Raw genomic sequence first — 14,510 nt, 5'->3', positions numbered from 1 at the left:
AAAACGCTCGACTGGGATACCCCAGCCGAGCGCCTGCGTGACCTACTCTTGACCAACTAACACCAACGGTGTTGCAACGACCCCCTGAATTCGCCCCACCGAAAGGTGAGGGCCGCCGTCGTCGTCTGCTCACTTCGCCCGCGCGGCGCCAGGCTGTGACGCAGCTCCACCCCGGTTGTAGCCTTTGCACAAATGGAGGTTGGGCGGCGGGCCCCGTATGCTCAGAAGATGCCTGAGCCAACCACCCCGACTGCGAAGCGCAAGCCAAGTTCGCGCAGCACCACGCCGGAGAAGTCTGAAACCCTGAAAAAACTCCGGGCGAGTGTAGGCCAGCTGTCCACCACCACGCTTCGCCAACTGGAGAAGTCACTCCCCTGGTATTCCCGGCTCAGCTCGGACGAGCGCTCTGCCCTGGGCATGGTGGCCCAGAACGGCATTGCCGCGTTTGTCACCTGGTATGAGCGCCCGAGCTCGCCATCCTGGATCCTGTCCGACGTCTTCGGAACAGCCCCCACGGAGCTGACCAGGTCCATCAGCCTGCAAAAAGCCCTCCAGCTCATCCGGATCGTGGTGGAAGTGGTGGAGGACCAGGTGCCGGTCATCGCCCCCGAAGCGGACCAGCCCTCACTCCGCGAAGCGGTACTGCGGTACTCGCGGGAAGTGGCGTTCGCCGCTGCGGACGTCTACGCGAGGGCCGCCGAATCCCGCGGCTCCTGGGATACCAGGCTGGAAGCGCTCATCGTGGACGCCATTCTGCGCGGCGAAAACACCGACGCGCTGCGGTCACGGATTGCCGCGCTGGGCTGGAAAGCCCAGGAACGGTTCACTGTCATGGTGGGCAATTCGCCGTCGGAACCGAGCGCCAGCTACGTCAGCGAACTGCGCCGCCTGGCGGGCCGCTACGCGGAGGACGCGCTGGTGGGTATCCAGGGCGACCGGCTGATCCTGATCCTGGGCGGTGTCCAGGACCGCGAGACCGCGTACCAGAAGCTGAGCGAAATGTTCGCCCCGGGCCCGGTGGTCTACGGCCCGGAAGCCGGCTCCCTGCTGGAAGCCAGCGGGTCCGCCCAGTCTGCCTTCGCCGGCCTCACCGCTGCGCGGGCCTGGCCGTCCGCACCGCGGCCCGTGGCCGCCGACGACCTGCTGCCAGAACGCGTCATCTCCGGTGACGAAGCGGCGCGGCGTTCACTGGTCAAGAACATCTACCGTCCCCTGGTCGCCGCCTCAAACGGGCTGGTGGAGACATTGGGGACGTACCTTGAATTGGGTCATTCCCTTGAGGCGACGGCACGGGAACTGTTTGTCCACGCCAACACCGTCAGATACCGGCTCAAGCGCGTCTGCGACGTGACAGGTTGGGATCCGCTCCTTCCCCGAGAGGCGTTTGTGCTGCAGGCGGCCCTTGTGGTCGGGCGGCTTTCAGCGCCGCCAAAAGCGCCCACCGAACGTCATCCGGCGCGGAATCAGGTCTGAGTCGTTGTAGACTTCCTACAATCTGACCCCTTGAGCTTGGTGCAGAGAAACACCGCTGGATGACACAGTAATTTGGAAAGCTGGATACGTGCTTGCAATAGTCTGCCCTGGACAGGGCTCACAGACCCCGGGTTTTCTGGCCCCTTGGCTGGAACTGCCTTCGGTAGCAGGCCAGCTGGCCTCCCTTAGCGAGATCGCAGGCATCGACCTGACCGCTCACGGGACCACCTCCGATGAGGAGACCATCAAGGACACCGCCGTTGCGCAGCCCCTGATTGTTGCCGCCGGCCTGGTAGCCGCCACGTCCCTCTTCGACGTCGAACTCGGCTCGCTCCCGGTGATTCTTGCCGGCCACTCCGTCGGTGAGATCACCGCCTCGGCCCTGGCCGGCGTGCTCACCGAGCAGGAGGCCATGACGTTCGTCCGGGAGCGTGCCAACAGCATGGCCGCAGCCGCTGCTGTAACGCCCACCGGCATGAGCGCCGTGGTGGGCGGGGACCCGGCCGAGGTCCTCGCCGCCATTGAGGCTGCGGGCGCAACTCCCGCCAACGTCAACGGTGCCGGACAGACCGTAGCGGCAGGAACCTTCGAGCAGCTCAAGGCACTTGCGGACAACCCGCCGGCCAAAGCACGCGTCATCCCCCTGAAGGTGGCCGGGGCATTCCACACCTCCCACATGTCGCCCGCAGTGAGCGCCCTCGAGGCCCTGAAACCGGACCTCAAGCCGCAGAAGCCGCTGGTACCGTTGCTGTCCAACTTCGATGGCCGCGAAGTGACCGACGGCGACGCCGCCGTCGAGAGCCTCATCGCCCAGGTCTCCCGGCCGGTCCGCTGGGACCTGTGCATGGAAACCCTCGTGCAGCGCGGCGTCACCGGCGTGATTGAACTGGCGCCGGCCGGAACACTGGCCGGGCTCGCCAAACGCGGCATGCCCGGCGTTAAAACCGTCGCAGTCAAAACTCCGGACGACCTCACGGCCGCACTGGCACTCTTCGCAGAATTGGAGGGAAATGCATGAGCGTTCCCACGCTGAATCAGCTTCCGGTCAACCAGTACAGCCGCATCCTCGGACTGGGCGCTTTCCGGCCGGATGTCATCGTTACCAACGACGACGTCTGCCAGTGGATTGACTCCTCGGACGAATGGATCCGCCAGCGGACCGGAATCATCACCCGCCACCGCGCCGCCGCCGACGTCAGCGTCATTGACATGGCCGAAGGCGCCGCGCGGGAAGCCCTGCAGAAAGCCGGCATCGAAGCCTCGCAGCTAGGCGCCGTCATCGTTTCCACCGTGACGCACCCTTACGCCACACCCTCCGCCGCTGCCGCGGTGGCTGACCGCATCGGTGCGACGCCGGCGCCCGCCTTCGACATCTCGGCTGCCTGTGCCGGTTACTGCTACGGGATTGCCCAGGCCGATGCGTTGGTCCGCTCCGGTATCGCCACCTACGTCCTGGTGGTCGGGGCAGAAAAGCTCTCGGACGTCATCGACAACCGCGAACGGACCATCTCCTTCCTGCTCGGTGATGGCGCGGGCGCAGTTGTCGTCGGCCCCTCGGACATCCCCGGCATCGGCCCCTCTGTTTGGGGTTCGGACGGCAGCAAATGGGACGCCATCGGTATGACGCGTTCCATGCTTGACGTCCGCGACCTGAGCATGGCGGCCCGCCAGTCGGATGAGTCCGGCGACTTCGCCCTCCTGGAAGAAGCCCAGGAACTGTACCCCACGCTGCGCCAGGACGGGCAGACGGTCTTCCGCTGGGCGGTCTGGGAAATGGCCAAAATGGCGGAGCAGGCCCTGGAGGCCGCCGGTGTCAAGGCTGAAGACCTGGTCGCGTTTATCCCCCACCAGGCCAACATGCGGATCATCGACGAGATGGTCAAGAAACTCAAGCTTCCCGAATCCGTCACCGTGGCCCGGGACATCGCCGATGCCGGTAACACTTCGGCGGCCTCCATCCCCCTGGCTACCCACCGCCTGCTCCAGGAAAACCCTGAGCTCAGCGGCGGCCTCGCGCTCCAGATCGGCTTCGGCGCCGGTCTGGTCTTCGGTGCCCAGGTAATCGTCCTTCCTTAGGAACGTCCCACACAGGCCGCACCCGCGGGCTGAACCGTTTCCGGCATCCCCTGCCGGCAATAACAAGAAAAGGAGCCGTCAATGGCTAGCAACGAAGAGATCCTGGCCGGCTTGGCTGAAATCGTCAACGAAGAAACCGGCCTCGCCCCCGAGGCCGTGGAGCTGGACAAGTCCTTCACCGAGGACCTGGACATCGACTCCATCTCCATGATGACCATCGTGGTCAACGCCGAAGAGAAGTTCGGCGTGCGAATCCCGGACGAAGAGGTCAAGAACCTCAAGACCGTGGGCGACGCCGTCAGCTTCATCGCCGGCGCACAGGCCTAGTCAAGGCTTCAGCCACTTACGGCTGACAGGACTGCCGGCCCGCCTTCGGGCGGACCGGCAGTCCACCATATATTTCCCGGCAGCCAGCTGCCCATCAAGCGGGACCCCGCCGGAGTTACCGGATACGGCCTGCCCAGCGACAGAGAGTGATCCAATGACACGCAAAGTAGTCATTACCGGTCTGGGTGCCACCACGCCCATCGGCGGCGACGTACCAACCATGTGGAACAACGCGCTGAAGGGCGTCTCCGGTGCCCGCACCCTTGAGGACGAGTGGGTCGCCAAATATGAGCTGCCCGTCCATTTCGCCGCCCGTTGCACCACTCCGGCCCTGGACGTCCTGAGCCGTGTTGAAGCCAAGCGGATGGATCCCTCAACCCAGTTCGGCGTCATCGCCTCCCGCGAGGCCTGGGCCGATTCCGGCATCACGGAAATTGACCATGACCGCCTCGCGGTGGCCTTCGCCACCGGCATTGGCGGCGTCTGGACCCTGCTGGACGCCTGGGACACCCTGAAGGAAAAGGGCCCCCGCCGCGTCCTTCCCATGACCGTGCCCATGCTGATGCCCAACGGCGTCGCTGCAGCCGTCAGCCTTGACCTGGGCGCCCGCGCCGGCGCCCACACCCCCGTTTCGGCCTGTGCCTCCGGCACCGAGGCCCTCCACCTGGGCCTGGACCTGATCCGCTCCGGCAAGGCCGACGTGGTCATGTGCGGCGGCGCCGAGGCGGCCATCCACCCCATGCCGCTGGCCGCATTCGCCTCCATGCAGGCGCTGTCCCGCCGCAATGACGACCCCCAGGGCGCCTCCCGCCCCTACGACATGGGCCGCGACGGCTTTGTCATGGGCGAAGGCGCGGGTGCGCTGGTCCTGGAGGCTGAGGAGCACGCCCTCGCCCGCGGTGCGCGTATCTACGGTGAACTGGCCGGCACGTCCGTGACCGCGGACGCTTACCACATCACGGCTCCGGACCCCCAGGGCCTGGGCGCCACCCGTGCGCTCAAGGCGGCCATGTTCGACGGCCGCATCCAGGCCGAGGACGTGGTCCACGTCAACGCGCACGCCACCTCCACCCCCGTTGGTGACAAGCCCGAGTACACGGCACTGCGTGCCGCCCTGGGGAACCACATCGACAATGTTGCGGTCTCCGCCACCAAGTCGCAGATGGGCCACCTCCTTGGCGCGTCAGGCGCAGTGGAGGCAGTACTGACCGTGCTGGCTGTCTACGAACGCAAGGCTCCGGTGACCATCAACCTTGAGAACCAGGATCCGGAGATCCCGCTCGACGTCGTCACCTCGGCCCGGGACCTGCCTGCCGGCGACATCGTGGCCCTCAGCAACTCGTTCGGTTTTGGCGGCCACAATGCCGTCATCGCCATCCGCAGCGTCTAGCGGCAATCGCCGCTGATACCAGAGGAGGCCCCGCCCTTGTGCACTGCACAAGGGCGGGGCCTCCTCTTTGCTATGGAGCGTACTGCTGTGGCGCCGGAATACCCTGGTGTACGACGACGTGACCTAGGTCCGCGACGTTCTGCGGCGGTCAGCCCACCTGGTGCAGCCAGCGGACCGGGGCACCCTCGGCTGCGTGGCGGAAGGGCTCAAGCTCCTCGTCCCAGGCCTCACCAAGGGCCAGGGAGAGCTCGTGGTACACCGCGGAAGGATCGCCGGCACCAGATTCGTAGGCGTAGCGGATCCGGTCCTCTGAGACCATGATGTTGCCGTGGACGTCCGTTGTGGCGTGGAAGATCCCCAGTTCGGGGGTGTGCGACCAGCGGCCGCCGTCAACCCCCTGGCTCGGCTCCTCGGTGACTTCGTAGCGCAGATGCGCCCAGCCACGAAGCGAAGACGCCAGCAGCGATCCTGTGCCGGGGGTGCCCGTCCAGGAGAGCTCAGCCCGGAACATTCCGGGCGCGGCAGGCTGAGGGGTCCACTCAAGATCCGTCCGCTTGTCCACGACGGATCCAATGGCCCACTCAACATGCGGGCACAGTGCCGTAGGGGCCGAGTGAACGAACAGTACACCGCGGGTCATTGCAACAGACATTCCATCCTCCATAGCTGTAGGTACGTCTTCCCCAACGACCTCTGCCTGGACGAAACTGTCCGCGCTGTCTTGCCTGCGGCGGTGTTCCTTTACTGATTATTAAGCTGTGTCCGGACTTGCCGTAACGCGCGAAGCGAAAGAGCTTCAAGCGAAACTTGAAAGTTGCCGGACGTGACTCTTATTGTGCCGTACACCGCGTAATTACGCCAGTGCGATTCGCCACAGCTGACATGAACCATGATTTGCCGTCCTTGGTGGGAGCCCGGCAGCGTTCAGGCTCTGGGATGGGCCTGCTGGTAGCTCCGCCGGAGCCGTTCCACCGAAACGTGCGTGTAGATCTGGGTAGTGGCCAGGCTGCTGTGGCCCAGGATTTCCTGGACCGCCCGAAGATCCGCCCCGCCGTCCAGCAGGTGGGTGGCGGCGGAATGCCTCAGAGCGTGCGGGCCGGTTGCTGAGGTGTCCCCCAGAGCCTCAAAGAGTCCCTTCACGACGGTCCGGACCTGGCGCTGGTCAACGCGGTTGCCCCGGGACCCCAGGAACAGTGCCGGACCGCTTTGCCCGGTTGCCAGAAGCGGCCGGCCCCGGCGGAGCCAGTCGTCGATGGCCACAGCAGCCGGGACACCGTAAGGGACCGTCCGTTCCTTGTTGCCTTTGCCAATAACGCGGAGGGTGCGGCGGTCCGGGTTGAGATCGTCCACATCCAGGCCAGCCAACTCCCCCACCCGCAGCCCGGTGGCGTAAAGGACTTCCACCATGGCGCGGTTACGCACTGGAACCGGGGAGCCCTCGGCCGCAGCTTCCTCCATCCCCCTCAACAGCCGGACAAGTTGCTGGGGCTGCAGCACCCCTGGCAATGACTTTTCCGCTTTGGGCGCCCTCAGCCGGAGGGCGGGATCGACTTTGATGAGCTCTTCCCGAAACGCCCACGTGGTGAAGGACCTTGCAGTGGCCGATCTCCGTGCCAGGGTGGAACGGGACATCCCGGCTTGGCTCTGCGCCCCCAACCAGCCGCGGAAAGTCCCCAGGTCCAGACCGGGGAGATCGGTGAGACCCTCGGAGGCAGCGTATTCCAGCAGGCTTCGAAGGTCGGAGAGGTATGCCCGGCGGGTGTGCGCGGACCGAGCCCGCTCCGCTTCAAGATACCGGCCGAAGCCGGCGAGTGCGTGCTCGAACGCCGGGGGCAGTTCCTGGTTCTCCACCAGTACACTGTTTCAGAAATCAACTGCCAACCCCGCCCGGGACACAGGAAACTAGCCGGAATCCTTGGCCCGTTTCCAGCCGCCCCTTTCTGAGACGGCAAGTCCCAGCAGCCCGAGCCTGCCCAGCCCGGCCCGTACGGATTCGACGCTGAGGCCGGCGACGATGCACAGCTTGTGCACGGATGTGGTGGACCGGAGGGGCAAGGCATCGAGGAGGATCAGATCCTCCAAGGTCAGGCCGTCGTGCTCGGCAGCATGCGCCGTTCCGGGCTCAGAGAGCCCTTCACCGCTGGGTGAAGCCAGCTCGGCGATCTCGGCGGCGTCGGTCACGCAGACTGCGCCGCCATCCCGGAGCAGCCGATGGCAGCCGGCGGAGTTTGCGCTGTGGACAGAGCCGGGAACTGCCCCGACCGCACGGCCCAGAGTCTCTGCATGATGGGCGGTATTCAGCGCGCCGGACCGCCAACGGGCTTCCACCACTACTGTCACGGCAGCCAGTGCGGCGATTAGCCTGTTGCGTTGCAGGAAGCGGTAGCGTGTTGGCGCCGATCCCGGCGGGACCTCGGCCATCACCGCTCCCTGGTTGCAGACCGCACGGAGGAGATCCTCGTTGCCGGACGGGTAGAAGCGGTCCACGCCGCCCGCCATCACAGCTATGGTGGGCATGGCCCCTGACGCCCCGGCCAACGCCGCCCTGTGCGCATGCGCGTCAATGCCGTAAGCGCCTCCGGAAACTACTGTGAAACCGCGCTGCGCGAGGGTGTAGGCAAGATCGCCGGTCACGGAGGCGCCGTAGCTTGTGCTGTCGCGGGAACCCACCAGCGCTACGCTCCGCGCCGGGCCGGGCAACTCCTGTTCCAGGCCGCGCCACCACAGGCAGATCGGCTCATGAATCCCAAGATCCCTGAGCTGAGCTGGCCAGAGAGCATCCGAGGGGACGATCACCCTGCCACCCAGCCGGGCCATTGTGGCAAGGTCACGCTCGGGCGCCAGGTCGGGGATGCGCGGCGCCCACCTTTTGAGGGCGGCTGCCATTCCGCCCCAGCTGGTGCCGGCGCCGCTGGCGGCCAGGAGGCCGGTGATTTCCTGCTCCATCGCCGGCCCGGCAGCAGCCGCGCCGGTGGCGATCCGCAAGGCGTCCTGAGCACCTGATGCCTGCACGAGCGCAAGTCCGGCAGCGTCCTGGGGCTCCATGAGCCGCGACAGCGCGGCGCGGGCAATCCGTTCGTTATCCATTGTTCCTTTCCTCACGCCGCTGCCGCCGAGGCAGCCTGCCGCAGGCCCAGGGCCTGACCAATGTCGTTGGTGTCGGGGATGTCGCGGTGCGACAGGTCCGCCAGGGTCCAGGCCAGCCGCAGGACCCGGTCGTAGCCCCTGGCCGTCAGTACGCCCCGCTCCAGGGAGTGGTCCAGGATCCGGGTGGCCACGGCCGGCAACCGCAAGGCCCCGCGAAGAATTCGGCCGGGCACCTGGGAGTTGGTTTCCAGGCCCAGCGGCCGCAGCCGTTCAACCTGCCGTCTTCGGGCATCGCCCACCCGTTCCGCCACGGCAGCGGTGTCCTCCTCCGCCCCCGCCTGCCCGAAGTCAGCCAGTGACACCCTCTCCACCTGCAACTGGATGTCCACGCGGTCCAGGAGAGGCCCTGACATCCTGGCCACGTAACGGCGCCGCATCATCGGGGTGCAAGTGCAGTCCAGACCCTTTCCGGAGGCCTTGCCGCAGGGACAGGGGTTGGCGGCAAGGACCAGTTGGAAGCGGGCGGGATAGGCGGCCGTTCCCGCGGAGCGGTGAATGACCAGCTCCCCGCTCTCCAGCGGCTGCCGCAGTGCGTCCAGGACCCGGCGCTCGTATTCAGGGGCCTCGTCCAGGAAAAGAACGCCACGGTGGGCCCTTGATGCAGCACCGGGACGGGGCAACCCGGAACCACCGCCGATGATCGCGGCAGCCGTTGCTGAATGGTGCGGATTTTCAAAGGGCGGACGCCGCAGGAGCTGAACGGCGGACGAGGGCAGGCCGCACAGGGAGTGGATGGCGGTGACTTCCATGGCCTCGTTGTCGGCAAGGTCCGGCAGAAGCCCGGGCAGCCGCTCCGCCAGCATGGTCTTGCCCGCGCCCGGTGGTCCGGTCAGCAGAAGGTGGTGGGCCCCGGCCGCGGCTACCTCAAGCGCACGCCGCGCATCACCTTGGCCGGAGACATCGGCCATGTCCGGAACAGCCACGGCAGCCGGTGCGGAATCCCCGTGACAGGCTTCTTCCTCCGGCTCAAAATCCAGCGCGAGCTCCTGCGGGTCCGCCCCGAAATCGAGCGCCAGCCGCGCCAAGGTCCGGTATCCCCTGACCTCGGCACCGGGGACCAGCGACGCTTCCGCGAGGTTGGCCTGTGCCACCACAACGTCCGGGTATCCGGCCTGGACGGCCGCCATCACCGCCGGCAGGATGCCGCGCACCGGCCGCAGCCGGCCGTCCAAACCCAGTTCGGCGATGAAGACGGTCCGCTCGGTCGGCTTGATGTCATTGGCGGCCCGCAGAACCGCCATGGTGACAGCGAGGTCGAAAGTCCAGTAAAGACACGTTTAGACGTAGCTTCTTGGTGCTCAACTTGCGGGTGTTCAACACCTTCCAATGATCCTCTTTGGGCGGGCAGACTGAGTGGATGGTGCCCAAGAGGAATGACAGGGAACGTGAGCGTCGGGAAACCGTACAGCGCGCTCACACAATGCGTGCTGCCTCCGAAGCGTATGAAGCTCAAAAGGCAGCCGCCACGTCCCAAGAGGAACGGGATCGCATTACCGCTGAGTTTTCGGCTTTCCGGACGAAGCACAGACAGGAGGATATACAGCTCGGCAAGCGCCAGCCTGGAGTGGGTGTACTGATGCATCAGGTGATGTGGGCACTATGGATCGAAATAGCAGCGGAAAGCGAAACCAAGGCCCAGCTGGCATTCCAAAAAATAGTGAGTGGCAATGACGATGCATTACTCGAAGAATTACAGCAATCCTTGGTGGCTATTACTGCGGCAGCATGTACAGTAGAGGCCCTTTACGAGGACATCAAGTATCTAATCGACGAGCAAAAGCCGCGCCTTGACTCTGCACACGAGAACATTGGCAGAGGTTTCGCGGTGGCGTTCGGCTGGGAAGACGAGCAGGTGGAGACCTTCTCGGCCGGGTTAAGGCGCCTCTTTGAACAGCGCAACGAGGCCGTGCATCCCTATTCGGAGCCAAAGGCGCCGCTTCCTCATCCCTCTGGGCTCGTTACGTCTTCCGAAGCCGCACGGTTCAATTCCGCCGAATCACATTCCAGTGTTGAATTCGCCCTTCGTGTCCTGGGACAGGCGGAACACCCAACTAGCCCCGCGAATGCCGCCGTTACACGTTGGGCAAAAGATCGACGTCAGTACTTTGAAACTATCGTTGCTCCCATCCGGGCCAGGTACGGCGAGCAGAATAAGTAGAACAGTATGTACGCCGCTCGAAAGTCCGTGGGCAGGAAGCTTGCTACATGAGGCTGTTGTGGCTGTAGGTGACGTCTCGGCACTGACCCGAAGCGCGTAGACCCTTCGCGAGTACGGATGTCTGAGCGAACTTATCGGCGTCGGCTATGGAGCCTTCCCTAGGTCCTGCTCAGGAGCGTATACAGGTATGAAGACGGACTTGCTGACAGGGGATGAACGACTTGAGCGGGATTAGGCTGCGGATCGTAACCGACTCGGAAACAGTCCGAGAAGTGGAGGAACGCCTCACATTCGAGGAGACTGTCGAGACGACTGAGCAGCAACCGGTCAAGAATCCCGAGAAGCTGAACTTCGATATTGGCCAGGTCAGCGAGGTCGTCGCCATCGTTCAGGCACTCTTTTTCGCAGGTCCGCTGATACCGGAAGCTCTGGGATTCTTGCGACGCAAGAGGAAGCAGATGGTAGTCATGGAGACGCCCCTCGGCAGGATCTCGATTGAACCGACGAGGGAACTCAGTGACGACGAGATCCGCGAAATGCTCAAGAAGCTCACGGGAGTGTTATGACGGTCGAGCCAGACCTAGGGGAGGAATCCGCGCCGCACTTTGGAAGCTTCGACGGTCGCTTTATCGGTGTCACTTTGAATTTAAGTCCCGCCTCAGAGGCAGCCTTCGGGCTCACCGCTGCTGATAACGTGTCGAAATTCGAGGAAGCAGCGTTTGCAACTGTGCTTTCACATGAGGTGAGACATTTTCATGATTTCCTTATTTCGCCGCGCGGGAGCGTCGTGCTTCGGCGGCGCATCTCGGAAGCCATTAATTGCCTTAGCCTCCTTGTCCACGCGAGGAGATTGGCGGCGGCCAAAGCCATCAATGCTCTTCCGGTGCCATTGGGGCGATGGGCAGCTATGGACGCGGCCGCCCGAGACGAGTACCTCAAGCCCCTGATACAGCTCGTGGGTCCCCTTGCCCTTCCCGACATTCCGTTCCTACCGCAAGCAGGTCGGTTGACGGCCAGGCCGTCGAACCTCCCCGAGCAGTCGGACGCAACGGGGTTCACCTCGGCGGCCACTGCGAGCCTGCTCTGCAGGGCCGGGCTGCATCACGCATTATGGGAGGCTGATGACTGGCCAATCAGCTCCCAGGATGTACGCGAGGGGATAGCTTTCACCATTCAGCGCCAAGAGGCATGGTCGGCCTTCGGAGAGGAGGCCTACGCCGTCTTGACCGACCGAGTGGCCAGCCACTCGCCCTCCTATCTCCGTGCTTACGACCTGTGGGTCTTTCTCGCCAGGGATCTCGGAACGGACTTGGCTTGCGGGGCCATGACTTGGGCAAACATGGGGGCCTACTTCGAAGGGGAGGAGAGTTCTCCTGCTGCTCGATTCTCGAAACTATGCATCGCCGTAAAACGATTAGGAGGATTGCCTTCTATGGCGCCGTCTGACTGGGTCGCTGTGTTCGATTTGTTAATCAACGCAGAAGACACTGCCGCAGCAGTGGATACTCAGTTGCAGGAGGACAAGATATTCCTCACGAGTTTGATGAAAAAGCGCGACGACAATGGTGGCTACCCACTTCTTGGAGAAATGGTCAAGCTTTTCTCGCAGTTCGTGGATGCGAAACAGAAGATCGTCGCTAATTTCCTGAACGATCCTGCCAGCTATCTGTGTCCTTTGCCTTACCTTGAATCGGTGGATCGCCTTCCCACCCCGCCCATACGGCTGATAACAACACCAGGAAACGCTGTGGATGTGGGCCCACTAAATAAGGCAGCCCTATCGGTACAGCATGGCTGGACAAACGCAGAAGGGGACATTGTCGCTACGGAATTGTTACTTCTCAGGGCAAGCGACATAGACCCTCACTGCGCCGGGGTTCTCTCAGATTTCTTCCGCATTTCGGACATCCTTATGGATGAGGGTGTGCGTGACCTTGATGAGGGGGCACTCCGGTCCTTAAGGGAAGTCTTTCCGAGTGTGCGGCTGCTGAACGTTATCGACTAACGAAATCGCTCAGCGGCTGAATTGTCGGCGATGGAAGCTTTAGGGCTTCATTGACCGGTAGTGCGTGTTGGGTTGAAGAAGGCGAATTCCGGTAGAGGTGCTTGTCCGGCGGGGGCGGGCGACGATCGTCCTGCTCATCTCACCCACCGGCGGAGGCATAACCTACCTGGCCTCTGCGATCGGGATCGCGGCCTGCCAGAACTGGCACACCGTCGCCTATGCCCGGATGGATGATCTCACCCGGCGGAGGTCATCGCCCGGGGCGACGGAATCGGACACCAGAAGCTGCTCAACGAACTTTCGGACGTTGACCTGTTGATCATCGATGATTTCCCTCACCGTCGCCATCGATCCCGAGGCAGCCAACAACCTCTTCGCCGTCCTGGCCGGCCGGGTGTCTGGCCTATCCATCATGTAGTAACGTCCATGCGCTCACGCTCCCTATAGGCAGGCCGGCTCCTGCGGGGTGATTCTAGGATTTGAACCTGCGACCCCTTGACCCCCAGGTATGGGCAGGGCGTCGGCCGACGTCCAGCACTGTGTTAAAGACGGCTAGAACTAGCGGAAGTTGGCCGTGGTGGACGCAGGTGGATGACCCAGGATTCTGATGCGTTGCTACACCCGTTGCTACATTTTGCCTCGGATCTCACGTTTAATAGGTAGTCACGTGGTGCGTGCTCACACGGTGATCACAGGACGGCCCTCGTCAGAAAGCTGCCGTGGCCGCGCTCATAAGGTGCCGTTCATGCCATCCGCGCCTCGGTAGCATTAGAGCTCATCCTTGAAATCAGGCTTTGGGGGCATAGTGCTTGCAGCATTCGTAGACGAGTCCGAACGGAACGAGAACTACTACTTCCTCGGCGCTCTCGTCTGCACGCGTGATCAGGAGTGCCAAATCGAGGACGCCCTCGACGGCGTTATTTTAAAACACAGTCAGACTCACCCTGCGATCAGACCAGACACAGAGTTGCACGCCTACGAGTTGATGGCCGGCAGGGGATCCTGGAAGAACATCCCACTTCGTCTGCGCTTCGGTATTTATCACGAAGCACTAAGGGCCATAGATGCCGTGGGAGCGTGCATGCACATAGAGGGAATCGATGTTGGCGCCCAAGCGGCCCGCGGCTATCCCACTCTCACGCCGGCGAGGGAACTGGCCTTCAGCCACCTCTTCGAGCGTGTCAACGACTGCGCGGGCAGGAAAGCCAAACAAGTCCAGATCTTTGCTGACGAGCACCACACGGAAGGAATTAGCCGAAGCAACTTCACCCGTTACCAGGCGTGGGGAACCTACGGTTACAAGAGCAGCAAACTCGTCAACATTCACCAGAGCTTTGACTTCATCGACTCGAAAACCAGCAGGGCTCTACAAGCCTCTGACCTCATCACCTACCTCTACAACCGGAGGAAGACTGTCAAGGAACAGGACGCCAGGGCAGAGGACGAGAAGACGCTTTTATGGGCCGACATACGTAGGACGGTAAATCGCGGTGGTAGTCGTATTTGGCCCTAGACGCACGAAGACCCCGCACTCGGCGGGGTCTAAGGCAGTGCGGGAAGTCTGGCTTCCTGCAATATCTAATTTAGTCAGTTCAAGCACTGCTTGTCCAGCTCCGGGTCCATTTGAACAGCCGCTGTCGCCTACCTCGATGAGACAGGATGGAAGCTATGAGTTCGCAGAAACAGACCGACGAGCCAAAGCGCCGCTTCCTGACCATCGAGCAGGTGGCTGAGGAACTCAGCGTCGGACAGCCGCTTGTCCGCTCTCTCCTGCGGACTGGTGAACTTCGTGGGATCCAGATCGGCGGCCGAGGCATTTGGAGAGTGGCCGCCACCGACGTAGAGGACTACATCACCCAGGCGTACAAGATCACGGCAGAAAGAATCGCTGCCGGCGAGATCCCGGACGATGAGGGCGAAAGCGTCTGATTCGC

Annotated in this window: 14 protein-coding genes and 1 pseudogene; 11 read left to right on the top strand and 4 right to left on the bottom strand. The window is 63.4% G+C overall.

Annotation, left to right across the window (positions count from 1 at the left end; genetic code table 11):
* Window positions 1-228: 228 nt before the first annotated feature.
* From J2808_RS21500 to J2808_RS21480, 5 genes are all read left to right on the top strand, one after another.
* Complete coding sequence (locus J2808_RS21500; protein WP_309820772.1) at window positions 229-1,473, top strand: PucR family transcriptional regulator; 1,245 nt, start codon at window positions 229-231, stop codon at window positions 1,471-1,473.
* Window positions 1,474-1,561: 88 nt separating this feature from the next.
* Window positions 1,562-2,491 (top strand): ACP S-malonyltransferase, encoded by a 930-nt coding sequence (locus J2808_RS21495; RefSeq protein ID WP_309820770.1) that lies wholly within the window; start codon window positions 1,562-1,564, stop codon window positions 2,489-2,491.
* A complete protein-coding gene (locus tag J2808_RS21490; RefSeq protein ID WP_309820768.1) occupies window positions 2,488-3,549 on the top strand; it encodes a beta-ketoacyl-ACP synthase III in 1,062 nt (353 codons plus the stop codon). Before J2808_RS21495 ends, J2808_RS21490 begins: the two co-directional genes overlap by 4 nt.
* Before the next feature lie 81 nt (window positions 3,550-3,630).
* Complete coding sequence (locus J2808_RS21485) at window positions 3,631-3,876, top strand: acyl carrier protein (protein ID WP_009359314.1); 246 nt, start codon at window positions 3,631-3,633, stop codon at window positions 3,874-3,876.
* Between the two features lie 154 nt (window positions 3,877-4,030).
* Window positions 4,031-5,266 carry a beta-ketoacyl-[acyl-carrier-protein] synthase family protein gene (locus J2808_RS21480; RefSeq protein WP_309820756.1) on the top strand — a complete coding sequence of 412 codons (1,236 nt, stop codon included), beginning with the start codon at window positions 4,031-4,033 and terminating at the stop codon, window positions 5,264-5,266.
* Between the two features lie 148 nt (window positions 5,267-5,414).
* Here J2808_RS21480 and J2808_RS21475 read toward each other — a convergent pair whose 3' ends face one another.
* The 4 genes and pseudogenes from J2808_RS21475 to J2808_RS21460 form a co-directional block, all read right to left on the bottom strand.
* A complete protein-coding gene (locus J2808_RS21475; protein ID WP_056349065.1) occupies window positions 5,415-5,918 on the bottom strand; it encodes a DUF3145 domain-containing protein in 504 nt (167 codons plus the stop codon).
* A gap of 272 nt (window positions 5,919-6,190) precedes the next feature.
* Window positions 6,191-7,117, bottom strand: a complete 927-nt coding sequence (locus J2808_RS21470) for a tyrosine recombinase XerC (protein WP_309820754.1) — start codon at window positions 7,115-7,117, stop codon at window positions 6,191-6,193.
* Window positions 7,118-7,168: 51 nt separating this feature from the next.
* Complete coding sequence (gene dprA / locus J2808_RS21465; protein WP_309820753.1) at window positions 7,169-8,353, bottom strand: DNA-processing protein DprA; 1,185 nt, start codon at window positions 8,351-8,353, stop codon at window positions 7,169-7,171.
* An 11-nt stretch (window positions 8,354-8,364) separates the two neighbouring features.
* Window positions 8,365-9,672: pseudogene (locus J2808_RS21460) on the bottom strand (YifB family Mg chelatase-like AAA ATPase); the annotation flags it as partial.
* A gap of 98 nt (window positions 9,673-9,770) precedes the next feature.
* Here J2808_RS21460 and J2808_RS21455 point away from each other — a divergent pair.
* The 6 genes from J2808_RS21455 to J2808_RS21430 all read left to right on the top strand — a co-directional run bounded on the left by J2808_RS21455 (window position 9,771) and on the right by J2808_RS21430 (window position 14,505).
* On the top strand, window positions 9,771-10,571 hold the full coding sequence (locus J2808_RS21455) for a hypothetical protein (RefSeq protein WP_309820751.1): 801 nt from the start codon (window positions 9,771-9,773) through the stop codon (window positions 10,569-10,571).
* A gap of 212 nt (window positions 10,572-10,783) precedes the next feature.
* Window positions 10,784-11,137 carry a hypothetical protein gene (locus tag J2808_RS21450; RefSeq protein ID WP_309820749.1) on the top strand — a complete coding sequence of 118 codons (354 nt, stop codon included), beginning with the start codon at window positions 10,784-10,786 and terminating at the stop codon, window positions 11,135-11,137.
* Window positions 11,134-12,576 (top strand): hypothetical protein, encoded by a 1,443-nt coding sequence (locus J2808_RS21445; protein WP_309820747.1) that lies wholly within the window; start codon window positions 11,134-11,136, stop codon window positions 12,574-12,576. Before J2808_RS21450 ends, J2808_RS21445 begins: the two co-directional genes overlap by 4 nt.
* Window positions 12,577-12,673: 97 nt before the next feature.
* Window positions 12,674-12,895: an ATP-binding protein gene (locus tag J2808_RS21440; protein WP_309820745.1), complete on the top strand. Its 222-nt coding sequence runs from the start codon at window positions 12,674-12,676 to the stop codon at window positions 12,893-12,895.
* A gap of 462 nt (window positions 12,896-13,357) precedes the next feature.
* Window positions 13,358-14,089: a DUF3800 domain-containing protein gene (locus J2808_RS21435; RefSeq protein ID WP_309820743.1), complete on the top strand. Its 732-nt coding sequence runs from the start codon at window positions 13,358-13,360 to the stop codon at window positions 14,087-14,089.
* A gap of 155 nt (window positions 14,090-14,244) precedes the next feature.
* Entirely contained in the window at window positions 14,245-14,505 is a 261-nt protein-coding gene (locus tag J2808_RS21430; protein ID WP_309820741.1) for a helix-turn-helix domain-containing protein, read from the top strand.
* Window positions 14,506-14,510: the final 5 nt, after the last annotated feature.

Source organism: Pseudarthrobacter sulfonivorans, from assembly GCF_031454915.1.
Lineage (GTDB): Bacteria > Actinomycetota > Actinomycetes > Actinomycetales > Micrococcaceae > Arthrobacter > Arthrobacter sulfonivorans_C.
This window is presented reverse-complemented; position numbering and strand designations above follow the sequence as displayed.

What these genes read in the sequence shown, in the direction of transcription:
- J2808_RS21500 (WP_309820772.1), top strand. Translation starts at nt 229, where the DNA reads ATGCCTGAGCCAACCACCCCGACTGCGAAGCGCAAGCCAAGTTCGCGC.
- J2808_RS21490 (WP_309820768.1), top strand. Translation starts at nt 2,488, where the DNA reads ATGAGCGTTCCCACGCTGAATCAGCTTCCGGTCAACCAGTACAGCCGC.
- J2808_RS21485 (WP_009359314.1), top strand. Translation starts at nt 3,631, where the DNA reads ATGGCTAGCAACGAAGAGATCCTGGCCGGCTTGGCTGAAATCGTCAAC.
- J2808_RS21480 (WP_309820756.1), top strand. Translation starts at nt 4,031, where the DNA reads ATGACACGCAAAGTAGTCATTACCGGTCTGGGTGCCACCACGCCCATC.
- J2808_RS21475 (WP_056349065.1), bottom strand. Translation starts at nt 5,918, where the DNA reads ATGTCTGTTGCAATGACCCGCGGTGTACTGTTCGTTCACTCGGCCCCT.
- dprA (WP_309820753.1), bottom strand. Translation starts at nt 8,353, where the DNA reads ATGGATAACGAACGGATTGCCCGCGCCGCGCTGTCGCGGCTCATGGAG.
- J2808_RS21455 (WP_309820751.1), top strand. Translation starts at nt 9,771, where the DNA reads ATGGTGCCCAAGAGGAATGACAGGGAACGTGAGCGTCGGGAAACCGTA.
- J2808_RS21450 (WP_309820749.1), top strand. Translation starts at nt 10,784, where the DNA reads ATGAACGACTTGAGCGGGATTAGGCTGCGGATCGTAACCGACTCGGAA.
- J2808_RS21445 (WP_309820747.1), top strand. Translation starts at nt 11,134, where the DNA reads ATGACGGTCGAGCCAGACCTAGGGGAGGAATCCGCGCCGCACTTTGGA.
- J2808_RS21430 (WP_309820741.1), top strand. Translation starts at nt 14,245, where the DNA reads ATGAGTTCGCAGAAACAGACCGACGAGCCAAAGCGCCGCTTCCTGACC.